General features: G+C 41.6%; 22 protein-coding genes and 2 pseudogenes. 10 read left to right on the top strand and 14 right to left on the bottom strand.

All coding sequences use genetic code 11. The features are described from left to right. From M1P97_RS01315 to M1P97_RS01305, 3 genes are all read left to right on the top strand, one after another. Positions 1-591, top strand: coding sequence for a hypothetical protein (locus M1P97_RS01315; protein ID WP_249388177.1), 591 nt, complete (start codon positions 1-3; stop codon positions 589-591). Positions 592-659: 68 nt separating this feature from the next. Continuing rightward, the gene (locus M1P97_RS01310; protein ID WP_249388176.1) at positions 660-1526 is read left to right on the top strand and encodes a hypothetical protein; all 867 of its coding nucleotides are present in this window, start codon (positions 660-662) and stop codon (positions 1524-1526) included. A 222-nt stretch (positions 1527-1748) separates the two neighbouring features. After that, entirely contained in the window at positions 1749-2780 is a 1032-nt protein-coding gene (locus M1P97_RS01305) for a hypothetical protein (protein WP_229058704.1), read from the top strand. A 485-nt stretch (positions 2781-3265) separates the two neighbouring features. Here the strand turns inward: M1P97_RS01305 and M1P97_RS01300 are convergent, their stop codons facing one another. Beyond that, entirely contained in the window at positions 3266-3424 is a 159-nt protein-coding gene (locus M1P97_RS01300; RefSeq protein WP_195375215.1) for a hypothetical protein, read from the bottom strand. A 42-nt stretch (positions 3425-3466) separates the two neighbouring features. Further along, the gene (locus M1P97_RS01295; protein WP_249388175.1) at positions 3467-4231 is read right to left on the bottom strand and encodes an ADP-ribosylglycohydrolase family protein; all 765 of its coding nucleotides are present in this window, start codon (positions 4229-4231) and stop codon (positions 3467-3469) included. A gap of 150 nt (positions 4232-4381) precedes the next feature. On the opposite strand from M1P97_RS01295, the gene M1P97_RS01290 reads away from it, so the two are divergent. Then, entirely contained in the window at positions 4382-4756 is a 375-nt protein-coding gene (locus tag M1P97_RS01290; RefSeq protein WP_195375213.1) for a lipocalin-like domain-containing protein, read from the top strand. Between the two features lie 56 nt (positions 4757-4812). Here the strand turns inward: M1P97_RS01290 and M1P97_RS01285 are convergent, their stop codons facing one another. After that, positions 4813-5325 carry a phospholipase D-like domain-containing protein gene (locus M1P97_RS01285; RefSeq protein WP_195375212.1) on the bottom strand — a complete coding sequence of 171 codons (513 nt, stop codon included), beginning with the start codon at positions 5323-5325 and terminating at the stop codon, positions 4813-4815. Positions 5326-5552: 227 nt separating this feature from the next. Here M1P97_RS01285 and M1P97_RS01280 point away from each other — a divergent pair, with 227 nt between their 5' ends. Next, entirely contained in the window at positions 5553-6539 is a 987-nt protein-coding gene (locus tag M1P97_RS01280; RefSeq protein ID WP_195375211.1) for an immunoglobulin-like domain-containing protein, read from the top strand. A 22-nt stretch (positions 6540-6561) separates the two neighbouring features. Here the strand turns inward: M1P97_RS01280 and M1P97_RS01275 are convergent, their stop codons facing one another. The 4 genes and pseudogenes from M1P97_RS01275 to M1P97_RS01265 all read right to left on the bottom strand — a co-directional run bounded on the left by M1P97_RS01275 (position 6562) and on the right by M1P97_RS01265 (position 9947). Beyond that, entirely contained in the window at positions 6562-7446 is an 885-nt protein-coding gene (locus M1P97_RS01275; protein ID WP_129732710.1) for a hypothetical protein, read from the bottom strand. Between the two features lie 186 nt (positions 7447-7632). Then, positions 7633-8001 (bottom strand): annotated as a pseudogene (locus M1P97_RS26340) (hypothetical protein); the annotation flags it as partial. Positions 8002-8319: 318 nt separating this feature from the next. After that, a pseudogene (locus M1P97_RS26335) lies at positions 8320-8928 on the bottom strand (PL29 family lyase N-terminal domain-containing protein); the annotation flags it as partial. A gap of 380 nt (positions 8929-9308) precedes the next feature. After that, entirely contained in the window at positions 9309-9947 is a 639-nt protein-coding gene (locus tag M1P97_RS01265; protein ID WP_249388173.1) for an HU family DNA-binding protein, read from the bottom strand. A 250-nt stretch (positions 9948-10197) separates the two neighbouring features. Here M1P97_RS01265 and yaaA point away from each other — a divergent pair, with 250 nt between their 5' ends. After that, positions 10198-10962: a peroxide stress protein YaaA gene (gene yaaA / locus M1P97_RS01260; protein WP_249388172.1), complete on the top strand. Its 765-nt coding sequence runs from the start codon at positions 10198-10200 to the stop codon at positions 10960-10962. A 13-nt stretch (positions 10963-10975) separates the two neighbouring features. Here the strand turns inward: yaaA and M1P97_RS01255 are convergent, their stop codons facing one another. Genes M1P97_RS01255 through M1P97_RS01245 form a run of 3 tightly spaced genes read right to left on the bottom strand, consistent with a single transcriptional unit; the run spans position 10976 to position 11926 of the window. Continuing rightward, on the bottom strand, positions 10976-11224 hold the full coding sequence (locus tag M1P97_RS01255) for a hypothetical protein (protein WP_195375207.1): 249 nt from the start codon (positions 11222-11224) through the stop codon (positions 10976-10978). Further along, the gene (locus M1P97_RS01250; RefSeq protein ID WP_229058703.1) at positions 11202-11690 is read right to left on the bottom strand and encodes a DUF3990 domain-containing protein; all 489 of its coding nucleotides are present in this window, start codon (positions 11688-11690) and stop codon (positions 11202-11204) included. The genes M1P97_RS01255 and M1P97_RS01250 overlap by 23 nt, the downstream gene beginning before the upstream one ends. Continuing rightward, entirely contained in the window at positions 11690-11926 is a 237-nt protein-coding gene (locus M1P97_RS01245) for a DUF3791 domain-containing protein (RefSeq protein ID WP_249388171.1), read from the bottom strand. The genes M1P97_RS01250 and M1P97_RS01245 overlap by 1 nt, the downstream gene beginning before the upstream one ends. 142 nt (positions 11927-12068) lie before the next feature. On the opposite strand from M1P97_RS01245, the gene M1P97_RS01240 reads away from it, so the two are divergent. After that, positions 12069-13115, top strand: a complete 1047-nt coding sequence (locus M1P97_RS01240) for a 6-bladed beta-propeller (protein ID WP_249388170.1) — start codon at positions 12069-12071, stop codon at positions 13113-13115. A 109-nt stretch (positions 13116-13224) separates the two neighbouring features. On the opposite strand, the gene M1P97_RS01235 is transcribed toward M1P97_RS01240, so the two are convergent. The 3 genes from M1P97_RS01235 to pheT form a co-directional block, all read right to left on the bottom strand. Next, positions 13225-13965, bottom strand: a complete 741-nt coding sequence (locus M1P97_RS01235) for a hypothetical protein (protein ID WP_195375203.1) — start codon at positions 13963-13965, stop codon at positions 13225-13227. A 120-nt stretch (positions 13966-14085) separates the two neighbouring features. Beyond that, positions 14086-14817, bottom strand: a complete 732-nt coding sequence (locus M1P97_RS01230; RefSeq protein ID WP_129732704.1) for a YebC/PmpR family DNA-binding transcriptional regulator — start codon at positions 14815-14817, stop codon at positions 14086-14088. 35 nt (positions 14818-14852) lie between these two features. After that, positions 14853-17315: a phenylalanine--tRNA ligase subunit beta gene (gene pheT / locus M1P97_RS01225; protein ID WP_195375202.1), complete on the bottom strand. Its 2463-nt coding sequence runs from the start codon at positions 17313-17315 to the stop codon at positions 14853-14855. 287 nt (positions 17316-17602) lie between these two features. Between pheT and M1P97_RS01220 the strand changes: the two genes are divergently transcribed. Continuing rightward, positions 17603-19891, top strand: a complete 2289-nt coding sequence (locus M1P97_RS01220; RefSeq protein WP_249388169.1) for an ATP-binding protein — start codon at positions 17603-17605, stop codon at positions 19889-19891. Here M1P97_RS01220 and nrfA read toward each other — a convergent pair. Beyond that, positions 19863-21350 (bottom strand): ammonia-forming cytochrome c nitrite reductase, encoded by a 1488-nt coding sequence (gene nrfA / locus M1P97_RS01215; RefSeq protein ID WP_249388168.1) that lies wholly within the window; start codon positions 21348-21350, stop codon positions 19863-19865. The genes M1P97_RS01220 and nrfA overlap by 29 nt on opposite strands. Positions 21351-21519: 169 nt before the next feature. Between nrfA and trmD the strand changes: the two genes are divergently transcribed. Next, the gene (gene trmD / locus M1P97_RS01210; protein ID WP_075558248.1) at positions 21520-22200 is read left to right on the top strand and encodes a tRNA (guanosine(37)-N1)-methyltransferase TrmD; all 681 of its coding nucleotides are present in this window, start codon (positions 21520-21522) and stop codon (positions 22198-22200) included. 295 nt (positions 22201-22495) lie between these two features. Further along, positions 22496-23725 (top strand): 3-keto-disaccharide hydrolase, encoded by a 1230-nt coding sequence (locus M1P97_RS01205; RefSeq protein WP_249388421.1) that lies wholly within the window; start codon positions 22496-22498, stop codon positions 23723-23725. Positions 23726-23739 lie beyond the last annotated feature (14 nt).

Here is a 23739-nt window from a genome sequence, read left to right as displayed (position 1 = left end):
ATGGAACTCGATAATATAAAAAACAGCTGGAAACAGGAAAACCGGCAAATTGCAGCGAATGTACATCTGAATAGAACAGCCCTGATGAAAAAAATCTCGGCAGAAACAAACCGTATGAAAAGAAAGAATCTGTTACTCTTGTTGTTCAGAATCCCTTTTCCGGTAGTTATCCTTGCCACGTTATTTTCACACCTTCATATACACAACATGGTTAATTTTTATATTGGAACCGTGTTGTTTCTGGCTTTTGCCTGCTTTGCTTCATGGGGACTGATAAAATATTATCTGAATCTGAGAAAGCTGGATATAACTGATTCATATCTTGAAAATAAAAAGACCATACGGGAACTGGAATTATATAAACTGAACGTGACGAAAAGGAATTACTATTGCAGCCCGGTGGGAATAGCCGGTATTTTCCTGATGATCAATGCACCTCTGTTTACTACAACCGAAGGGGCTGTCATGTTGTTACTTATCATGGCTGTCATGGCTGCCTCCATATTCATAAATCTGAAATATGTCTTACCGACACAGTTCAAACGGTTGAATAAGGAGATGGAAGAGATTCGGAGAATGGAAGAAGAATAAAGGTGTAATCCTGTCCGGCTATCCAATATTTACTATCTTTGTCAACCACCAATATGCAAGTTTTAGGTATGACGAGAAAGAATGTATTCGGTTTGCTCTTTGCTATTTTCTGTGTATCAGGAAATATCTCATGTAATAAATATCTCCTGAGCGAAAAAGACAAAGAAGAAGAAAAGGAAAATATTTTTATCGAGTCATTTGAAGGTGTTTCAAATGTCGACCTGTCCAATCGGAACAATTGGATACTGACAATGAATTACTACTACATATATGATTATACGATAGACGGTAAAAGAATCAAATCCTTTCCTAAAGACGAGCCTTGCTACATTCCCGGTTCATTTATAACGGAAGACAACAGCGGAAGCCCCTGGGTCGGTCTGGGCTCAGGTCCGCTTATACTTTTTGCGTCACCCGGCTATTATTCCGAATTCATATCCGGAAGTACGGATAATACACCACCCACATTCTTCGACCAGACAACCGAAGAAAAGCTATTGGCCGCCGATTGCCTGTCTTGCCAATATACAGGAAAAGCATCAACCGTTCTTTCCGACATGTTAATCCATTACAATGCTCTTCTGGATTTCGAATTGAAAAATGTTCCCGAATCGGCTAGCGTCCTGGTAGAGAACCAGGTACTTATCCATCCCTTCAGGGATAAAGCGAACCTACAACATTACAAAGCAATCGTATTTGCTTATTGGGGAGAAGATAACTCACAAGTTCATATAGCGATAGACGATAGGACTTACGTCGTCAAATTAATCCCTACCATAAACCTCTCCGATGATGATAACGGAATGTTCCTGGGCGCACTCCGCCACGTAAAAAACGACACATACTACAAGTTCTCTTTATCTTACGACAAAGAGAAAGATACATTTTCCATCGAAGATATAGAAAATAAAGTATGGAGTCAGATACCCGATTAACAGGTATACCCTCTCGAAGATGAGCATAACAATCTAATAATTTAGACATCAGATTTCATAAATTAGAGTTTAATATCATCGTTTCACTTATTCGTATCTAAAGAACAGGTATTGATTTAATTCTTCATACCATAATATTTAATTAAACTATTAAATATATCAGAGATAATTCATATTTTTGTAAAAAACAGTATTTTTATAGTATCAATTATAAGTCATATTATGAATACATCTACTATTTCAATATCAAATCACGCACCTCTTGTATTTAAAGAAATCAAGTTAGATATTAATAAAGACAAATTGTATAATTTCCGTTCACTCAATCAAACCAAACATAGATATGGAGATTGTGATTTTTGTTATTTTTCCATATCTAAAAATCAAAATATCAATAATTCAGCAGGATTATATTATTTTGTTGTGAATAACGAAATCATTCACGTTGGCAAAGTAGATACGGATATAGCAAACGTCATAAATAATGGTTTTGGAAAAATAACAGAAAGCAAATGTCTCATTCATGGAACATCTACCTTTTGTCATATTAATTCAATAATAGCTTCAGAAACTGCTAAAAGTATTCAACTATTCGTATGTATTCTGGATCCGAAAGATAATTTGACATCTATAAAAAAAGAATTGCAGAATATTTTATTACACAAAAAGTTACAACATAATAGAAATAATATACCACTAATTATTCATGACTTTTTCAAAAATATTATCCAACAAAGAGATATAGAAATTTATAACGAATTTAGTCTAGAACATGAACTAGGTATTTATCTAAGAGAATGTTTACCTGATTTCAAAGTACAATTTGAACGAAATATTTCGTTCTTTACAAATACAAAATTCAATTCTATAAAAAAAGAAATTGACATCTCTATTTATAATAAGAATGGTGAGAAATACGCTATCGAGTTAAAATGTCCCTTAAATGGCCAATATCCCGAACAAATGTATTCCTTCGTAAAGGATATTAAATTCATGGAACAAATTAAAGAAAACCTAGGTTTTAATCACACATATTGTGTTGTTCTAGTATCTCATAAAACATTTTATACAACAGCAATTAAATCTGAAGGCATTTACAAGTATTTCCGAGATGAAAATAAAATTTATAAAACTATATTCAAACCTACAGGTGAGACAAAAGGACAAGAATGTATAACTATTAAAGGAATATATAATTTTACTTGGGAAAAATATGATAACAGCGATAGACGGTATTATATTATAGAAATATAGTTTAGAAAAACAGAATGTATATTCTTTGATCACATTAGAGTCAGACATTTCACTAACTCTTTCTTTTTCATGAAGACAAATTCTTCAAAAGAAAGACATAAAGAAGTACTTCTATAACTGCTCCGGTGATACTAGTCGGCGTATTATAGTAACCACCTGTAACATTATAAATGTCAACGGATATAAGTCATAGAATAATAAGATTGTACTATCTGTTTCATCCAACATATCTTCTTTCCTTAGATATTCAAATCCATTTTTCAAATAAAAAGGAAGAGTTACATATAATACATCAATTGTAATAAAACCACATCCCGTCTTATTATCCGTTATAAATATCTTTTTTAATAAACCGAAGTATATCAGATCGCTTTATCACCCTCCGGTATGGAGATTTTATTATTCAGATCATTATCTCCACAGTCAAAAGGTTTCAGCTGAAAATTTTCCGACAATCTAATAATTCGGAAATTGGATTTCATAGCTTAGAATTTAAATGTCATCATTTCATTTATTCGCTGAAATCCTTCGTTCATTCGCTCCAGTTCTTTTTTACTGGCCTTTTTACGCTGTTCTAGCTTCTGTATAAAGTTCACAGCATCTTCGTCCTTTAGGACAGGTGTTGGTTTAATTTGTCGTGCCATAATGTTTACTATTAAAATTGTACAAAACCAAAAAGAAGTTGCCTAATAAACAACTAATTGCTTCACTATCTCCTGAAATTTCCGTGGTATCCGTTTAAATACTTCCGACCGGATTCCGTCCGGTACGCCATAAAAAGCCTCGGCTATCCCTCCGGTGATACAGGCTAGCGTATCGCTATCGCCACCCAAAGAGACAGCCAGACGGATGGCATTTTCGAAGTCTGTACTATCCAGGAAGGCGATAATTGCTTCGGGAACGGTGCCCTGGCAACTTTCATTGAAATGATAAGTCGGACGTATATCGTCACAGGTTCGGTTCAGATCATAGGAAAAAGTAGTTTCTATATATTGTTTGATTTCTTGCTTGCTTTTTCCGATTCGTGCCAAATAAATAGCAGCTGCGGTAGCCTGTGCTCCTTTTATTCCTTCAGAATGGTTATGAGAGACAATAGCTGTTTCCCTGGCAATATCCAAAGTCTCTTCCAACGAATCGAATTTCCATCCGACAGCACTTACCCGCATCGCCGAACCATTTCCCCAGCTGTTATACGGTTGCGGATCCTTTTCCCGAAGCCAACCGCTGAAACGACCGCCGTAACCTCCCATCGGACATGGATATTTACGTCCGTATCCCTGCATGACACGGGTCAGATCTCCCCCATTAAGCAGCCAGTCTGCAACGGCAACTGTCATGATCGTGTCGTCCGTATAATCACTTTCACTTGTAAACAGCGGAAAGTCCGTCGTCTTTATATTATCGAATTCATAAACGGAGCCGATAATGTCTCCTGCTATTGCACCTATCATAGTATGTTAATTAATATTCTTCGGTTGCATAAATATAATAAATATATTCAAACCTTACTCGCTTGTACTAAAAAAACTATATAAATCATCGGATTCCTATATCCTTCAGATATATTTGTGTACTTATTCAAATTCAAAACAGTATTTAATATGAAAAAGACGATTACGTGTGGCCTCTTATTACCTATCGCCACACTGGCATTGATTGCTTGCAGCGGAAATAATAATCTTACAAACCAATTAAAAGGTTCCTGGGTCGCTCCTATCAACGGTATGCCCGAACAGATGGAAGGTTTCGAACTGAAAGACGATGGACTTGCCTCTTCTATCAATATGGCAACACTGGTTTATGAGAAGTGGGAAACTATAAAACTGGACAATGCAGATGTCTTGGTACTTCAGGGAAAAAGTATCGGCAACGGACAAACACTCTCATTCTCCGACACACTAAAGATTGACAAGATATCTGAAAACTCACTGACGCTCACCCAAGACAGTTACACCAGAACATATACAAAAAAGTAAAAGAAAGTCACTGTCTGTAATACGGATTCCGTCTTACAGGCAGTGCTGATCTTCAATCATGTAATCCTGTCCGAACAATACTTCTTCCGCTTACATGTCTTGCAAGGAATTCCCATCCAAAGCTCATCGAACTGTTCGACGGCTTCCGTCACCAGCTCTTCTATGGAGGTGAAGATTCCCGCTTCGAAGTTACGGTTGTCTTTTCCTTTCATGCCTAACGCGGCTCCCGTCAAGTTTGCCGATCCGATATAGACCTGCTTCAGGTCGAATATCAATAACTTGAAATGGACACGCGGACAAAGTACGCGCTCCATCCGACTCCAAAGCAAAGGATACTTGTCAAAATCATCGCGGAAGTTCTGTCCCGGTTCTTTAGCATGGATCAGACGTACTTCAACACCTTCTTTCACCTTTTGCTCCAACAGCTTCAGGAGGGGGACAGCGTCTTTTCCTTCTTTGATATAAAGGTCTTTTATATCAGCCGTGCCGATCCATACTGTCCGCTTTGCCTGCCGGATAGCCTCGATAAGGGAAGAGTAATGTTGTTCGTTTTTAATGTATTGGAGCATAAATAATAATTTCTCTGATGAAACCTTAGTACTATATCATAGACTATTCAAATATATAGGATAAATTCCAGACCAACAATCATTAAGCAATTGATGAGAAATAAAAATCACACTTTCTATCCGTTCTCAGATTAATTTCATATTTTTACGGACATAGCCAAAGAAAGGCATTCCGGTCATTCTTCCTGATACGGAAGAAAGAATTCTGAATTTTAAAACGTGAACCTATGAGATCCGTCATTTTATACAACCTGCTGCTTTGCATTCTTTTTACCGGATGTACAAACAAACAAAAGCAATCGACAATCATTGGCGGTGCAGATGGTACCACTGAAATCGTCATTGCCAATGCAGACACACAACAATACGACATAGATGCCCCTATTCCTCTGTCAGAGATAGAACAATATAACAAACGAGTGACTTTGAAACGTATCCCCAATGTAACGATCACCCACCCGGATGCTTACAAGATAAGAACCCAAAAACCTGTTTATACGACTAAAACAAACCAAATCACATTAGATGTGATCAATGTCAACGCGCCTTCTGCCGAACCCGAATATCACAGAATGGAGCAATGGGAAAACGGGAAATGGACTGAATTCCCATTCATTGACAATCTGGCTTTTGCCGGAGTAGGCAGAGATCTATCCAAAGGAGATACGTTACCGGAAGTTATCAATATGTCAGAGTTTAAATATCTTTTAGAACCTAATAAATACAAAATTCATTTCTATGTCTTTGCTAACATCTACACCTATTGTACCGTAACAGACAAGAGTATTCAATCTGTAAAAAACAGCGAAATGAAAGGTGCGTTTACCTTCCGTGTATTGGACTCAAAGAACGATTCACTCCGCATTCTGTTTGAAAATCATACCAATCTGCCAGTACAGCCCGTATATCTCCCCAGTGTCGGAACAGACGAATTATACAATGTCCATCCGTATGCCCGTTCAGGATGGGTCGGAGAAGTCGAGTGGATGAAAAGCCATGCTCTATTGAAAGGTGGAGAAGCCATGCTATTCAGTATTCCGATATCGTGGGACACCAATGGTTTACAATCACGCCACGATAAAGAGAGTTTCAAAGCAGGAATACTAGCTCCCGGAAAATATAAAATAGGATTACAGATTGAGGTTTATATGGAGACAGAGTTTAAGGTTGAATATTCACCTATACCTTTACAACCCACGGAAATCACTCATTAATTCGACCATTCAATAGCCTCTTTTATCTGAATATCCTATCTGCATCCACTTCAAGCTCTCTAACTTTATCCAACAGTTGGAAAGTCGCTTTCACCATTGCATCCCATGCCTTAAGGCAATCCTTGATAATTTCTTCGCGATCAGGAAGATCATAGTCAGTTGTTCTTTCCAGATATCTTTCCTGTATCTTTCTGGCATTGGGTTGTTTGTAAATATAAGCCATGTGTTTAGCCTGCTCAATAGGATCCTTGATCTTTTTCCCTTCATTGTACAATCGCATCAAATTCTCTTCTTCATAAATTATCGCTTTATAGCATGACAAGTTCTCCTGATCAAGGAAAGTGATATAAACGCGCATCTTATCTTCCATATGAGTAACGAACAGTCCTTGATCCGAGAGCCAGATCATTTTATTTTCCTTATCTTCTTCACTCCAGTTTTCCGGATAAAAATCCGTTGGCCTCATATCGTCAGAGTGACGTTGGAAATAAAGGGCAGCATTCATCCCTTTCGTATTGATCTTGTTCGGCAGCAGATAACGTTCTTTATAACGTTGTACGAAATGGGAAGTTATCTTTTCAGGAAAAAAATCATCAATACTCCTCAGGAACAGATATTCGGTAAGTTCTCCCCGATATAAAGGAATATAAATCACATAACCTCCTATCATTGCATTTTCCCGGGTGTAATAATTACTGTGGAATTCTATTTGCCATGTATTATTTCGTTTGGTACGATAAGTTTTCGTTTGAACAATATTATGGATACAATAAGGATTCTTTTTGCCGGAAGAATTCATTTGCCAACGGAAATTACCGAAAGCAATCCTTATAGGCCCCTTCAACTCAAGGAAATCAAGATAAGCTTCATGTTGAAGCTCTGCGTTTGTCATGGCTACAGTAAACATACATTATTGTGTTTTTCATTAATACTAATGTGAATTTTACACATCCAAATATAACAAAAAAACACGAAACTATTCTATCCAAACAAAACTTTTTTGTTTATAAGCCTTACAAACGCCCATCCATAAACATCAGAGCCTGGCATTATATACGCAGCGCCAATACAATACTCAATCAGTAAGTTAAGTTATAACCCCTTCACCAATCTTTACATCCGGTAAGGTATATTTTTTACCCCATATTATTATGTCAAAGGTTAAATACAACTCTGATTTTTTCATTTCCGGCTTGTAAGTAAAAGCTGATTTCATAGTCACATTTGCTCCTTCTTCGTATGAAATTACCTGATTATTTTCTCCGACTTTTTCGCCCTGATAAGTATAAGAAGTCCCCCAAGCTTCACCACCTTCATAACGAAGTACCGGCGTCACTGTTATGACAGCTTCCTTACAAAACCATCTCATCGGGAAAGTTGCATTAATGGTTACAGGGACTTTTCCACCTATCGCCTCCAAAGGCTGTGGTTCGGCTTTGATGTAATCTTCCTTTAGTGGTTGTTGTTGCATATTCGTTTTTACTAAGAACCTGAATTGTGATATTAATTTATCTCCTTTTATTACAGAAGCAATTATACGCCCCTCGCAATCCCATGCAGCATAAGGTTTTATAGTAATAGATTGATCGGCTGAGTTATGATTGATAATCCAGCCATTAGTTGCTTCAAAGTAAACAGAAGCTTGCGGATCAGGATTTTCTACATAATAAGGAACTACATTCTCCTCGTTTAAATACATCACATCAGATATAAGATTTTCCGCATTTACCTCAAACACTATCCTCATCTTCTTTTCATCCCACTTTTGCAACTTTAATACAGTTCCGGTGGTTAATTTTATTTCGACATAATCTCCTTGATCCGTCACACTTCTAAACGGAGAATATCCGTCGAGCCCATCTTTACCCCTAGCAGGAACAGGCTTACCATTTACTTTTATTTCTTGGACGCCCTCTCCATAATCGACTGTCCAATTACCATTCTTATTGACACCTATAACCGGTGTTGTACCGTTCACTCCGGTTGCCTGTACTTTATTTCTTTCAGAATCTAATATCCAGGACGGCGAATTATCTCCTATCTTCTGTGTCCAATAGAAAATATCTTCAAACTCTTCTACCCCGATTACAGGAGACTCACCATCTGTTCCATGTTTGATAACGATTGTATTACCTTTCAAAAAATTTATGGCATATCCGCTCTTATCAGCTAGTTCATTTACACTTGTAATGTAGTCATTTGCTTCCAGTACAGATACGATTTGCTTCAAACCTGCAATATCCGAGTTGATTTGTTCACACATCATTTCCAACTTGGAAACTCTATCTAACAAATCATCTACATCATCTCTCAGGTCTTTCCGACAACTAACAGACACCACAATAAACCCGATTAACAAAACGACAGGAATAATCCACTTGTGTAACATGTGTTTCATAATACTAGTAGTTGCAACACTGAGGCCCGGAGTGTTTTTTTAGAAAAGAAGTGTGAGCCTGTTAGTTTATCCAGTAAAGAGGCTCTGGACTGCCCTGTTAGGAGATAAAAAAACAGCTCACACCTTTATCATATATGAAATACATATACAACAAGGATGAGCGTCTCAATTTATTCCACCTAACGAGAAATTGTCCAGATTTCTTTACGTCGGAATAAGCTAAACGCTTCTATAAATATTTATGTCAGCCCAGGAAATAAATCCTTTGCCGCAACAAATATATGAAATGTTTAGCATAGAAACGCCCTGTGAGCTGTTTATTTTTCTTTCTGAGTAGTAATGAAACTTTAACATGATCGGTTCAGAGAAACCTACTCATTGCTTTCCCCATCCTTCCGCATCCCTTTCTGCCAATTCTCCGCCAGCACATAATACTTCTGCTTCCCCCTTCCCAGCCGGAGCAGTTTACCTAGTTCGTGAAGCTTCTTCAGGTCTTTCAGGGCTTGATAACGGCTGCATTGATTAAAACACATGCAATCGGAGGAAGAAATGAGGTGGCTGGTTTCCAGTCGGGTGAGGATGCGCTTCAGCCGTTCCTCTTCGGCCTGTTCCTTGCGTTTGGGAAGGACGGCACGTTCAAGAGGCATTGCTTTCAGTTGCTGCTTAAGTTGGGGAGAGGAACGGTAGACAACATTGTTAAAACTGATCGACTCGGCACGAATTTGCTTCGGGCTGGTGATGCCCTTCGGTGTCTTTAAGGTGACAGAAAAGTTACCTATCCCATCCAGGTCAACGGTTTCGCCATATTTCAAATGAAAGGCCAACCTGTCCGATAAAGCACGAATCACCCCCTTTACATCGCCGGAACTGAACGAACAGATGCCGGCTATCTCATCCGCCAGCAAGTCAGTCGTGATCTTCCCATCGGAAACGACTTTGGCATACAGTGAACCTGTTTCTCCCGTTTCCCGGTTCGGTGGATTCTTATAAAACGTATATTTAGCACACATATGCAGTAGATTTAAGTTTTAAGTCCTTATTATTTAGTTCGAAAGATAGCAATAATTTTACTTTTGCGCAAGCATAAAATCAATTTTTAGCTAGCTCAAAATTAAATTCAAGCATGCTAAAAATTAATTTCGGGCTTGCTCAAAAGTAAAAAAACATAGGAGAAAAATAATAGTTATTCGTATGTTTTGAGTTAGGATATAGGGAAGAAAACATTAAATTTACCCGGTAAACCAGAAACAACATATAAATATGCTAATTATATTAACGTCAGCCAAGACAATGGCCGGCACCTCTAAGATAAAAGCGCCTGCAGGGACCACGCCCCGTTTTGCACAGGAAGCGAAGGAAATAGCCCTGAATATGGCACAGTTCTCTGCCGATGAACTGAAAAAGATATTGAAGCTCAACCCCAAGCTGGCGTTAGAGAATTACAACCGGTTCCAGGAGTTCCATTCGGAAGAGAACCATCCGTTGCAGGCAATACTGGCTTATACCGGAGTGGTCTTCAAGAACCTGGCACCGAAGGACTTTACGCCCGACGATTTTCGTTACATGAATGATCATCTGCGGATCGCTTCCATCTGCTATGGCCTATTGCGTCCGCTCGACCTTATCAAGACCTACCGGATGGAATATGAAGTGAAACTGCCGGAACTGGGCGAAGGAAATATGTACAACTACTGGCGCCCGCGGCAGACACAAACGCTTATAGACGATGTGAAAGCGAACGACAATATCCTGATCAACCTTGCCAGCCAGGAGATACAAGGAGCTTACAACTGGAAAGAGGTAGAAAAAGCGGTACGCATCATCACACCGGAGTTCAAGGTTTGGAAGAACGGGAAGGCACAGACGATCGTGATCTATACCAAGATGGCCCGCGGACAGATGACCCGTTACATACTAAAAAACCGGATCAACGACCCGGAAGCATTAAAGAGTTTCTCATGGGAAGGGTTCAGGTACGACGAAAGCATGTCGGATGGCGACAACTGGGTATTCCTGCAAAGCTAAAGGGGATCTGATTTTATCCCCTTTCATACTCCCGTATAACTTCATCCACAATATAGAGGTTACCATAAAGATAAAGTCCGGTAGCCTTATCATGTAGATCTGCACAACTCTTGCTTTCATAAAATAATTGCAATGCTCTGCCCGGAGCGATATCCAGACGTTTTGACAATTCTGCCGCAATCATGCCGATACGGTTGCTTAGGATGATTTCCTGAATTTCAGGAGACTTCACCGGATCACTATACTGGTTCAAATCCTTCATATACAAGATATTTATCGGTAAGACATTGATTAAGCAAACATATCTGGTTATTGGGCTGATGCAAAGCTAGGCGCTGCAAAGCGACTTCTGCACTCATCAGACCGGCTATATATAGATTAACAGTGTCAATTACCCGGTCGTTGGCAATACCGCCTTCCACATAGTCGTAGGCAATTGACGGGTTCTTTCCGTTACGACTGGCTACAATAAAGTCTAACCATTCCATGTCATAGGCCGTAAAGAGTTTACAACGTGCTTCAAGCAAAATGGCCTCCCGATCCAATTGGTACACATTGATAATTGGAGAGGCCTTGCGTCTCATAGCTGTTGTAATAGCCCATTGGAGAGCCTGTTCCTTCATATCAGTCACATAGAAGCCCTGTCCAAAATCCAAATTTCCCCGTCCCAAACGACAAACAGGAGTCTCTACGCATTCCGTTCCTCCATGATATACTCTAATTTTCATTATTGATTCTCCCACCGAGTTAAACATTCTATTACATCATCCGTTACATTCTCCCGGCTCATTGTATGCAATGTGTCGTAACAGGGAAGTATGTAGCGCTCTATCAATCCTACCCGTTTCATTCGGGTATATACTTCCTGATAAGGCACACTCAACCTGCGAGCTACACTTTCAATGCATGAAGCTGCAAAGGCAAGAGTCAATTCCGTCTTCGACAATTCGATCAAATTCTCCATCACTTCTGTGTTTTTACTACCTTCTGTACAAATTTAATGATTTTGCTCTAAATACTTCAAAAGAACAAAAGAAATCGACCTTTCATTCAATAAACCGGAGATAAGATCGTTATATTTACGTTCTCTTTAAACGAATCATGAAATGAAAAAGACCTGTTTACTACTGCTACTGCTCGTCAGTATCATCTATATAAAAGAGGGATATCAACTTTTCTGTGTCGATACTCCGGTGAAAAGCACCGTTAAAGGCTCCTTGTCGGATATCGCCGAAGAGGTAATCGCCATCCCGTTGGAAACCAATTCCGACTGCCGACTGAAATATGCCACGCAGATTAAACGCGACAGGGAAGATTTGTTCCTTGTCAGCAACCGTCAGCTCTACCGCTTCAACTGTTCCGGTAAATTCGAAAACCAGGTGACATCGAACACCCTCTTTCCGGTGACCGACTATGTGATCGATCCGCTGCAAAAACAACTGATCGTGATGGATGATAAAGAAAACGTTTATTATTACGATTACGAAGGCGTATTGCTGGAACAGAAAAGCCTGGCAGGGATCAATCCGCTGAACACTCCTACCCGGATGATCTATCATGACCGCCATATCTGGATGACGGCACAATCCCTGTCTCCCTGCAAAGAAGAACCCGGTAAACAATATATCGATCGCTGGCTCTATAAATTCGATACGACACTCCATCTGCAGGATGCCCGCAAACTGACGGCTGCCGACCTGGGACGTTTCTATCTCGGAGCCTGCTTTTCGCCGGAACTGTCCGTTTCCAACGGCAATGTATATGCCCACACCCCTTCCGTACAGCCGGAAGAGATACTGGCGGATACACTTTATCTGATCAGCCGGAACAAATTGGATATCCACGAAGGATATTCCTCCATCCTTCCGTTGTGCATAGCCGGGCGTTACCTGGTCTCCACCTACGGTGATGCAAGCGAAGATGAACAGAATTACACTTTCTGCTACGACCGCCGGGAAGATTATGCTTATAATGTGGCGGGAGGGTTTGACGACAACTTCTACCAAACAGGAAAAGTCCCCGACCTGCAAGCCCTGGATGTATATAATAATTCGTTTTGTTACTGCCGTTCAGGAGAAGAGTTGAAACGGGCTTTCCCGGATCGTACGGAGGAAGATAATCCGGTCTTGTTTATCGTTCGGATGAAGGCATAATGAAGGATATTCACCCGGCTGCATTCATAGATAAAAGAATTAAAAGCCAGACACTTGCCCTCACAATATGAATGATGAAGGCAAATGTCCGGCAACATCCCTAAAGGGATTAGAATAATCTACCGCAGAAGCGTATTTTCATTACCGGATAAACCGTCAGTTTATCCATGATCTTCGTGAAAGTATCGTCGCCGTCACCCAATGCGCTACCCAGATCACCGGAACTTGTATAAAGTTTAGGAGATCCATGGAACTGTACACCCAGTTCAAACTGTACACCGACACGCTTTTTAGGCACAGCACGTCCGAAACCGACACCCAGGTAAGGACGGAATCCCGATACCTTAAGACCGCCGGATACGTTACCGTTCTTATCCACAGCAATCGTCTGGTCGCCGATAACGATATTGGCATCACCACCATTCTTTATGTATTCGGCCAGTTCATCGCTATGCCCGTCGATCTTCACCATCTTGGAACCACCGAAATAAGCACCGGCAGTAACGAAGAAAGAAGAACTCAGGAACGGATAATAATTGACCAGCAACTCGCCGGAAGCACGTTTCGTACTACCCGTCAGGTCGATACTTGAAGTTCGCTCACCCAATTCCGGATCTGTCAGATCGACATCCGCATCGGTATTGATCTTTATTCCCGGCATAAACGAAACACCACCACGAATTGCAAAATGAGGTGTAACAGGAGTTGCCACATCGACACCGATACCAGTCGTACCGGCACTTACACCTACCGAAAGAGAATTGAAAATGCCCAGCTCCTTTTGCGCCGAAGCCTGATTACACATTACACCGAGGCATGCGAGAACCCACAGAAAAATTACCTTTTTCATACAGATAGAGTTTAATTATATACTAGTCCGGCGCGAAAGTACAAAAAAACCCAATGACATAAAAAAAGTGATACCGGAATTACTCCGATATCACTTCCTTTTAACATATAAGACAGAAGATTACTCTTCTTCGCTGTCGTCTTCCTTGATATTATGGAATACATTCTGCACGTCGTCGTCTTCTTCCAGCTTTTCGATCAACTTGTCAAGTGCTTCACGTTGTTCGGCAGTCACTTCTTTCAGGTCGTTCGGTATACGTACGAACTCGCTGCTTGTGATCTCATAGCCGTTTTCTTCCAGATACTTCTGGATAGCGGAGTTCTGGGAGAATTCGCCGTAGATAACCACTTCTTCTTCGTCCTCATCCACTTCATCCACACCATAGTCGATCAGTTCGAGTTCCAGGTCTTCCAGTGAAATGCCTTCCTTCTTCGCAATATGGAATACGCACTTATGGTCGAACAGGAATTCAAGGCTACCGCTTGTACCCAGCGAACCACCGTGTTTGTTGAAATAGCTACGCACGTTGGCAACCGTACGGGTTGTGTTGTCAGTCGCTGTTTCCACGAAGATAGCGATACCATACGGGCCGTATCCTTCATAGTTCATTTCCTTATAACCGGTGAAGTCTTTTTCTACAGCACGTTTAATAGCACGTTCTACATTTTCCTTCGGCATGTTCTCCTTCTTTGCATTCTGCATCAAAGCACGCAAGTGGGGATTGTTTTCCGGATCAGGACCACCGGCTTTCGCCGCAATAGTGATTTCCTTACCCAGTTTTGTGAATACGCGGGCCATGTTACCCCAACGTTTAAATTTTCTTGCTTTACGGAACTCAAACGCTCTTCCCATATTGTATGAATGTTTTTATTGTTATGAATTAATCATTATCTCAATGACGCACCCAGCTTATCTTCCAGATTCTTCCGGATCTTCTGCATGATTGCATCGATTTGTTTATCGTTCAATGTCTTTGTCTCATCCTGCAGATAGAAACTTACGGCATACGATTTCTTACCTGCCGGCAGGTTCTTGCCTTCGTAAACGTCGAACAGGGATACTTCCTTCAGCAACTTTCGTTCGCTGTCTTCTGCGATCTTTTGGATTTCAGCAAACTGAACCGACTTATCCAATAAAAGAGCCAGGTCGCGTTTCACTGCCGGAAACTTGGAGATCTCGGAGAAAGTAACTTTGTTCTTCTTCGTTTCTTTCATCAGCAGCGTCCATGACAATTCTGCATAATAAACTTCGAAGTCGATATCCATCGCCTTACATATCTTACGGCTCACGATACCGAAAGTACCCAACTGACGACCGGAAGCAGTTGTGATGCTAACACCTGTCGAATAGATGTCATTGCTCAGGTTTCCGAAGATCACTTTCTTCAGGTTTACTCCCAGGCGGGCAAGGATATTTTCTACATAAGCTTTCAGTTCATATACGGTAGACTTTTCGTCGGCATGTGCCCAACTGTTTTCCACCCGGTTACCACAAACCCATATTCCCAGACGATAGTCTTCCGAGTATTCGGCCAGTGTGGCATCTTCTCTTTTCTTTTCTACATTGTAATCGTAGCAGTTTCCGAACTCGAAGAAACGGATATTGCCGTTCTTACGTTTGGCATTGTATTCGATACTTTCCAAACCACCGAACAACAGTGTCTGACGCATACCGTTCAGGTCGGCACTCAGCGGGTTCATCAGCATGACGCAGTGAGACACCGGATAAGTAGTCAACTCATCGTAATAAGCCGAACGGGTCAGCGAGTTATTCATGATCTCATTGAAACCCGAACCGCAAAGCTGTTCCGAGATCAGGTTTTGCAGATCGTAACTACGGTCTGTTGCTGTTTTGTAGCTCAGGTTCGACTTCACGCTGTCGCTGAATTCGATATTATTATATCCGTAGATACGAAGGATATCTTCGATCACGTCTACATCACGTTGTACGTCGATACGGTAAACAGGTACATGGATAGTCAATCCCTCGGCTGTTTCCGAAACGATTTCCATTTCCAGACTGTCCAGAATGCTCTTAACCGTTTCTACCGGAATTACCTTACCTATCAGTGAATTTATCTTATTATAAGTCAGTTCAACCGTGTACGGTTTCATTGGAACCGGATATACATCCTGGATCGAACCGGTAATCTTACCACCTGCAACTTCTTGAATCAACAATGCGGCACGCTTCAATACATAGATTGTATTGTTTGCATCCAGACCACGTTCGAAACGGAAAGAGGCATCCGTATTCAGACCGAAACGACGGGCTGTCTTACGAATCCATGTCGGATGGAAGCAAGCTGATTCCAGAAATACATCGGTAGTCTGTTCCGTTACACCTGAATCCAGACCGCCGAATACACCACCGATACACATTGCTTCCTCAGCGTTGCAGATCATCAGGTCGCGATCGGTCAACGTACGTTCAACACCGTCCAGAGTAACGAACTTCGTTCCTTCCGGTTGTGTCTTCACGATCACTTTATTTCCTTTAACCTTACCGGCATCGAACGAGTGCAAAGGTTGTCCCAATTCGTGAAGGACAAAGTTAGTTACGTCCACTACATTATTGATAGGACGCAGACCGATGATAGCCAAGCGGTTCTTCAACCATTCCGGGCTTTCTTTTACGGTTACGCCTTTGATTGTCACACCGGAGTAACGGGGACAGGCTTCTGTATTTTCTACCACGACTTCAATAGCCGGGGTTTCATCATCTATTTTGAAAGCGTCGACAGAGGGACGTTTCAGTTCCGCCGGCTTGCCGTTTTGTTTCAGGTAAGCAGCCAGGTCGCGGGCAACACCGAAATGAGACGTTCCGTCCACACGGTTCGGAGTGATGTCCACTTCCAACACATAGTCGCTCTTTACATTATAATATTCCTTGGCAGGAGTTCCTACAACCGCATCAGCCGGGAGGACGATAATACCGGCATGGTCTGTTCCGATACCGATCTCGTCTTCTGCACAGATCATACCGTTTGACTCGACACCACGTATCTTTGAACGTTTGATCGTAAAGACTTCGTCACCGTCATACAGTTTCGTACCGTTTACAGCAACAACCACTTTCTGGCCTGCTGCAACATTAGGTGCGCCACAAACGATCTGCAAAGGTTCTTCACCACCGACATTTACTGTTGTAATATGCAAGTGATCGGAGTTCGGATGTTCCACACAGGTAAGAACTTCACCGATAACCAGTCCTTCCAGTCCACCTTTGACAGTTTGAACTTCTTCCACTCCGCCGGTTTCCAAACCGATAGAGGTTAGTGCTGCTGATACTTCTTCAGGCTGTAAATCGAAATCAAGATACTCTTTCAGCCAGTTGTAAGATATATTCATTGTTCTAAAATTTATTCAATCAAGTTACTATGCGTCTGCGGCCTTCACCGCCAGCGGCAATTTGACTGGCAAAAGTACAAATAATAGAATAATTATTCAACGTGTGTGCCGACTTTATTCTTGCACGATTCTAAAAAACCATAGAAATCAACAGTTATTATAACATTTCACTCCCTAAATCTTTGTTCAATATAAAAATTCAGTCTAATTTAGAGGCGTAAATTAATGATCGAGGTCATAAACAATAACACACTAGGGATAAAAACATATACTAAATCATCATTCTAATGTCAAATAGACTTCTCCATGTATCTATATTCACTCTTGTCCTGTTTTGCTTTCTGAATAGTTCCTGCAAGCAAACAACCATCCCAAAACAGATAGTAATAATCCAGTCATACGAAGCCGGGTTCCCTGCCTATAAAGAAATAAAGAAAATATTTGCCGACCAGTTACAGAAAAGAGAGATTCAGGCAGAAGTGCATTCCATCTACCTGGATTGTATAAAAAAGACGGAGAAGAAACAAAAAATGTTCCTCTATGAGAAGTTGAATACGTTGTCATCGCTGCATCCCGACATTATCCTGGCCTACGACGACCAGGCACTGGACGCATTACTGACCTGCGATCATCCTTCCGTCAAAACAACTCCGGTAGTCTTTACCGGTGTCAATTATCCCAACCAGTCATTTATTCAGAAGTATCCCAACATCACTGGTTTTCATGACAAGCCGGATTATAAAACGAATATCGAACTGATCGAACAGCTTATCGGGAAATGTATCGTGGTACGGGTCACCGACGATATCTATTCAGATAAAATCATGCTGGATGATATGGATCAGCAAATAAAAGATATCTGCAAGACAAATAATATCTTCTCCTCCGAAAAAATACGGCTGTCGGGGAAAAGCGGTATCTCACTGCCCAAAGATAAAAAGATCATACCGGATGCCATGTATATCAGTACGATCAACGGCAAATCGACCCGGTCATTACTGAAAGGCCTGGGCGAGAACTATTATAACAAAGCTTACCTGGCTGTTAAGAGAGATTACCTGACACTTTCCCTGGGACGATTCAGTTCTTTTCCCGGTTTTTCCGTCATTTCCGAAATGATCGGTCATAACTACGGGGTAATCGGAGGATATGTGACCACCCTGGAAGAGCAAACGATCGTGGCAGCCAACCGCATAGCCGATATATTGAAGGGAGCAGAAGTAAACGATTTCCCCAAAATTACGGAAACAGCAAAAAAGTATATCTTCGACTATAAAATTCTCGACCAGTGGGATATCAGCCCCAGTAAACTTCCTGCCGGAAGTGAGATCATAAACATTCCTTTCTATGTCCGGTATCAGCCATATATTATATGTATAGGTATTATATTAGGTATAGTGTTGCTGATAATCATTATCTACCAACGAATATTATACAAAAGGGAAAACACACGTAAAAAAGAGATACAGGAAAACCTGAAACGCGAAAAAGAGTTCATGTCTTTTGCCCTGGAAAGCGGTAATATCTTCACGTTCCGTTATAAAAACGGAGTCTTTTATTTCGATAAAGAATTCTATCATTACCTGGATATGCCCGAAAAACCGATCAGTGCGGAAGAATTCAGCAATGCCATCCATGCAGATGAACAAGCCGATTTCCTGCTTAACCGTTACAAGCTGGATCATGGTTTCCCTTCCCGGCAAATAACCAGAAGAAGATATGATTTCAATAAAAAAGGGCATGAATGGTGGGAGTTCAGATATGCGCAAAATAGAAATATTAAATCGTCTCCGGATGACGAATATTCGGTTGAAGTGAACGGTCTTTGTCTCAATATCCAGCAAATCAAGGATACGGAATTAGACCTGACGAATGCCCTGAAAAAGGCAGAAGAGTCGGATAAGATGAAGTCTGCATTCCTGGCCAATATGAGCCATGAGATACGTACGCCGCTTAATGCAATCGTCGGCTTTTCCCAATTGCTGGGTTCGGATATGGAATTGGGCAAGGAAGAAAAGAACGAGTTCATCAGCCTGATAAACACGAACAATACGCTACTGCTTAAACTGATCAACGACATTCTGGATTTATCACGTATCGAATCCGGGCAAATCTCTTTTACTTATGCGGACTGCGACCTGAGCCAGCTGGTAGATGAAATTTTCAATACACATAAGTTACTGATGCCTGAGGGGGTCGAACTGATCAAAGAGACTCCGGAAAAGCCGGCTATCATCTACACAGACCGTTTCAGACTGACGCAGGTGGTGACCAATTTCATCAACAACGCAACCAAGTTTACATCGCATGGATATATCAAAGTCAAATATGAATACGACACAGACAATCAACATATTTTACTTTCTGTAGAAGATACCGGAAAGGGAATTCCTAAAGATAAAATAAACCAGGTGTTCGAACGCTTCCAGAAGCTGGATGAGTTCGCCAAAGGAACAGGCTTGGGATTGGCTATCAGCCTGAGTATCATAAAAACATTCAACGGGACGATCCTGCTCGAATCGGAAGAAGGGAAAGGCAGCAAATTTACTATTTCGCTACCCTATACTCCTCAATAAAACGTTTATTGGCTTTGGCTTCTTCAATCCATTCCGGTATGACTGTTTTCAGGAATTCATCTTTCGCTGCCATTTCCGAACGGATATCCAGACCGATGTATTTCTGTGCTTTCTCTTTAGTAGAAAGATCTGGTATAGGAACCTCCCTGTCGTAACCGTGTTTATCCAATATATTCCTGATTATCATACGTGCCTGCATCGTTTTATACAGGCCGTCACCCAATATGCGTTCTACTTCCTGCGGAGCATGGAAAGCAGCGCCGTGCGAAGCAATAGCAAAGTCCCAACGCCACTGGGCACTACGAAGCAGTTTAAGAACCGGTTGCATCTGGCTTTCCGTTGCACCCCTATCCCAGGCACATTTGGCTTCGATATGTGCCTTTACCAATTCTTTTTCCATATGATTCCGTAATTCCATCACTTTATTCTGGCGGATATATACGTCCTGACGGAGTTCTTCCTCACTTTCACGATGGCAGGACTGGCACGTTTTATTTATCATCGCCAACGGACTTTGGATATGATGATTATTATATCCTCTTTCCTCCTCTTCCACAAAAGGCATATGACATTCCCCGCAAGAGACTCCACGGCGGGCATGAATACCCATTTGAGCCAGTTCATAATCCGGGTGCTGGGCTTTCAGCATGGGAGTTCTGCTTAATTTATGGGTATAATCCGTAAAGTCTATCCGGTCATAGTAGTTTTCAATCGCTTCTACCGTATAGCCGGAGTCCCAGGGTAAAACAATCTCTTTATCTTCTCCTTTCAGATAATATTCCGAATGGCATTGAGCACAAACCAGCGAACGCATCTTCTGCTCGGAAGCATTCTCTATCGCATCGCCTGCCCGTTTCAAAGCATCGGACAAAAACTGGCGCGGCACTCTCAACTCCATGCTTTCGGGATCGTGACAGTCGGCACAACCGACAGGGTTGACAACCTCCGATCCCCAGTCGTACCACTTCTTTCTATAAAAGCCTTGCGAACCGACTTCCCCTATCAGCCGCGGAACATCAAGGCTTTTACATGACCAGCATGCAGCCGGTTGAGGACCTTCACCTGCTTTCCGCGGGGCTCCGGTACGTAGACTATAACGAAGATCGTCAATAGCATACATATGTCCTCTCGGGGATAAATAACTTTTAGAAAAAGCATAGCCGGCCCAGAGGATAACCATATCCGGACGCATCGCCAGGATGTCTTCCGCCTGATTCCCGTTATATAAACTTTTAAAAGTAGTATCGGTTGTGTTCTTCCAACTTTTATATTCGTTGGAATTCGACAAATACAGTTCATCCGACGAAGAACTTTCACCCGTCTCTGCATTATCTATTTCATCTACAAATGTTATTTCCCCTTCATTTACAAAAGAATATGCGGTAGTCACTATTAAAATGGCTATTGCGACAGCAATCAGTAATACGATAAAATGCCCTATACCTAGTGTGTTTTTCATTATATAATTATTTGCTGATACCGAATTCCACCTTAAATCCTGCAAAAACCGTTGATTTATCAGCCGTTTGATTCTGATTACAAAAGTAAGAAAAAGATATTATGAACCAACAGAATTTTGATAACTATAAAATAATACCGTATTTTGCACCGTAAATAAATGAACTTCTATGCGTATTGATATACTGACCGTATTACCGGAAATGATCGATGGAATGATTAATTGCTCCATCGTAAAAAGAGCACAGGACAAAGGCCTGGCAGAAATACACCTGCACAACCTAAGAGACTACACGACCGACAAATGGCGGCGTGTGGATGATTATCCTTTCGGCGGAGAAGCCGGGATGGTCATGCAGATCGAACCGATCGACCGGGCCATATCTGCTTTAAAAAGTGAACGGGAATATGACGAAGTCATCTATACATCCCCGGATGGAGAAACCCTCAACCAGCCCATGGCAAACAGCATGTCGCTACTGAATAATATGATTATTCTATGCGGCCATTATAAAGGCATCGACTACCGGATACGCGAACATCTGATCACTAAAGAGATATCTGTCGGTGATTATGTCCTGACCGGAGGCGAACTGGCTGCCGCTATTATTACCGATGCAGTGGTACGCTTAATCCCCGGAGTGATCGGTGACGAACAAAGTGCCCTCTCCGATTCTTTCCAGGATGATTTGCTGGCACCTCCGGTATATACCCGCCCGGCAGAATATAAAGGTTGGAAAGTACCCGACGTCCTTCTCTCCGGCCATCAACGGAAGATTGATGAATGGCGGTTACAACAGGCACAGGAACGCACTGCACGCCTACGACCGGACCTACTGAAAGATAAATAAATCACAGATTATAAAGCCGACTCTAAAAACAATAAGAGCGGCTTTTTTTATATCGCCCTTAACTCTATCGGTTTATAAGAACCACATTTCCATTACTTTTCTTCTCCCGCCACAGTTCAGATATTTCCCATTATCCTTTGGTTAAAATAAACAAAAAAGGTATTCATGTTGTAAGTAGGCCTAACTCTAATTTTGTCACTCTAGTAAAGTTTACATCATGAACATTTAATAAACTCAAACAATGGTAACAGGGAAATATTCAAACGAAATCTTTTTATCTCTCGCCGCTGTAATCATGTCGGTGTTTAGCGCATGCAATACACAGGAAAACAACAGCCTGACAGAAAAAGAAAAAGCAGAAGGGTGGCAACTCCTTTTCGATGGAAAGAGCCTCGACGGTTGGCGGGACTATAACGGAACAGCTCTCACAGGCCCCTGGGAGGTGGTAGACGGAACTATACAAGCCAACGGGCACGGAAGTGATGCTAACGGCTATATAGTGACGGATAAAATATATGAGAACTTTGAACTCTCGTGGGATTGGAAAATATCTAAAGGAGGAAACAGCGGACTATTATACCATGTCGTAGAACGCCCTCGATTTGCAGTTCCTTATGTAACCGGACCCGAATATCAGCTGATCGACGATATAAACTTCGCAGAACCTCTGGAAGACTGGCAACGTTGCGGCGTGGACTATGCCATGTATTCACCGGATTTCTCCACAATCAAAATCAATCCGGCAGGAGAATGGAACAACTCCAAAATCATTTTCGACAACGGTCATGTCACCTATTTCATGAACGGGGAAAAGACAATCGAATTCGATGCCTGGTCGGACGACTGGTTCAACCGGAAGAACAGCGGAAAATGGTCGCATACTCCGGAATACGGTTTGGCTCACAAAGGATTGATCTGCCTGCAAGATCATGGATATCCCGCCTGGTTCCGTAACATTAAGATAAGGGAACTTCCCCGCAAAACAAAAGAAGTCAGCTTATTCAACGGAGAAAACCTGGATGGCTGGGATAAATACGGTACCGAGTTATGGTATGTCAAAGACGGTCTTTTAATATGTGAAAGCGGCCCTGATAAACAATACGGCTACCTGGCCACCAGAGAATATTATGACGATTTCGACCTTACTGTCGAATTCAAACAGGAATCGGACGGAAACTCCGGTGTTTTCATCCGTTCGTTCGTGGAAGAAGATGTGAAAGTGAACGGATGGCAGGTAGAAGTAGCTCCTCCGGGCTTCGATACCGGAGGTGTATATGAATCGTACGGCCGCGGATGGTTGATACAGATCCCGGATGAAAAAGAAGATATCCTGAAATACGGAGATTGGAATACCCTGCGGGTCAGAATACAAGGAGATAACGTACAAACCTGGCTCAATGGAAAAGAAATGATAAATATCCGGGACGAGAAAATCGGTGCCGGACAAGGACGCATCGCTCTTCAGATACATGATGGAGGAGGTATTAAGGTCCTATGGCGTAACCTCCGCCTGACTACATTATAATCATATCGTTTACT

This window comes from Parabacteroides leei (assembly GCF_023369805.1).
GTDB lineage: Bacteria > Bacteroidota > Bacteroidia > Bacteroidales > Tannerellaceae > Parabacteroides > Parabacteroides leei.
The sequence above is the reverse complement of the archived record's forward strand: the minus strand, read 5'-3'. Positions and strand labels throughout refer to the sequence as shown.

Excerpts from the sequence above, each read along its gene's own strand:
- M1P97_RS01315 (WP_249388177.1), top strand. The coding sequence starts at position 1 with ATGGAACTCGATAATATAAAAAACAGCTGGAAACAGGAAAACCGGCAA.
- M1P97_RS01310 (WP_249388176.1), top strand. The coding sequence starts at position 660 with ATGACGAGAAAGAATGTATTCGGTTTGCTCTTTGCTATTTTCTGTGTA.
- M1P97_RS01305 (WP_229058704.1), top strand. The coding sequence starts at position 1,749 with ATGAATACATCTACTATTTCAATATCAAATCACGCACCTCTTGTATTT.
- M1P97_RS01300 (WP_195375215.1), bottom strand. The coding sequence starts at position 3,424 with ATGGCACGACAAATTAAACCAACACCTGTCCTAAAGGACGAAGATGCT.
- M1P97_RS01295 (WP_249388175.1), bottom strand. The coding sequence starts at position 4,231 with ATGATAGGTGCAATAGCAGGAGACATTATCGGCTCCGTTTATGAATTC.
- M1P97_RS01290 (WP_195375213.1), top strand. The coding sequence starts at position 4,382 with ATGAAAAAGACGATTACGTGTGGCCTCTTATTACCTATCGCCACACTG.
- M1P97_RS01285 (WP_195375212.1), bottom strand. The coding sequence starts at position 5,325 with ATGCTCCAATACATTAAAAACGAACAACATTACTCTTCCCTTATCGAG.
- M1P97_RS01280 (WP_195375211.1), top strand. The coding sequence starts at position 5,553 with ATGAGATCCGTCATTTTATACAACCTGCTGCTTTGCATTCTTTTTACC.
- M1P97_RS01275 (WP_129732710.1), bottom strand. The coding sequence starts at position 7,446 with ATGTTTACTGTAGCCATGACAAACGCAGAGCTTCAACATGAAGCTTAT.
- M1P97_RS01265 (WP_249388173.1), bottom strand. The coding sequence starts at position 9,947 with ATGTGTGCTAAATATACGTTTTATAAGAATCCACCGAACCGGGAAACG.
- yaaA (WP_249388172.1), top strand. The coding sequence starts at position 10,198 with ATGCTAATTATATTAACGTCAGCCAAGACAATGGCCGGCACCTCTAAG.
- M1P97_RS01255 (WP_195375207.1), bottom strand. The coding sequence starts at position 11,224 with ATGAAGGATTTGAACCAGTATAGTGATCCGGTGAAGTCTCCTGAAATT.
- M1P97_RS01250 (WP_229058703.1), bottom strand. The coding sequence starts at position 11,690 with ATGAAAATTAGAGTATATCATGGAGGAACGGAATGCGTAGAGACTCCT.
- M1P97_RS01245 (WP_249388171.1), bottom strand. The coding sequence starts at position 11,926 with ATGGAGAATTTGATCGAATTGTCGAAGACGGAATTGACTCTTGCCTTT.
- M1P97_RS01240 (WP_249388170.1), top strand. The coding sequence starts at position 12,069 with ATGAAAAAGACCTGTTTACTACTGCTACTGCTCGTCAGTATCATCTAT.
- M1P97_RS01235 (WP_195375203.1), bottom strand. The coding sequence starts at position 13,965 with ATGAAAAAGGTAATTTTTCTGTGGGTTCTCGCATGCCTCGGTGTAATG.
- M1P97_RS01230 (WP_129732704.1), bottom strand. The coding sequence starts at position 14,817 with ATGGGAAGAGCGTTTGAGTTCCGTAAAGCAAGAAAATTTAAACGTTGG.
- pheT (WP_195375202.1), bottom strand. The coding sequence starts at position 17,315 with ATGAATATATCTTACAACTGGCTGAAAGAGTATCTTGATTTCGATTTA.
- M1P97_RS01220 (WP_249388169.1), top strand. The coding sequence starts at position 17,603 with ATGTCAAATAGACTTCTCCATGTATCTATATTCACTCTTGTCCTGTTT.
- nrfA (WP_249388168.1), bottom strand. The coding sequence starts at position 21,350 with ATGAAAAACACACTAGGTATAGGGCATTTTATCGTATTACTGATTGCT.
- trmD (WP_075558248.1), top strand. The coding sequence starts at position 21,520 with ATGCGTATTGATATACTGACCGTATTACCGGAAATGATCGATGGAATG.
- M1P97_RS01205 (WP_249388421.1), top strand. The coding sequence starts at position 22,496 with ATGTCGGTGTTTAGCGCATGCAATACACAGGAAAACAACAGCCTGACA.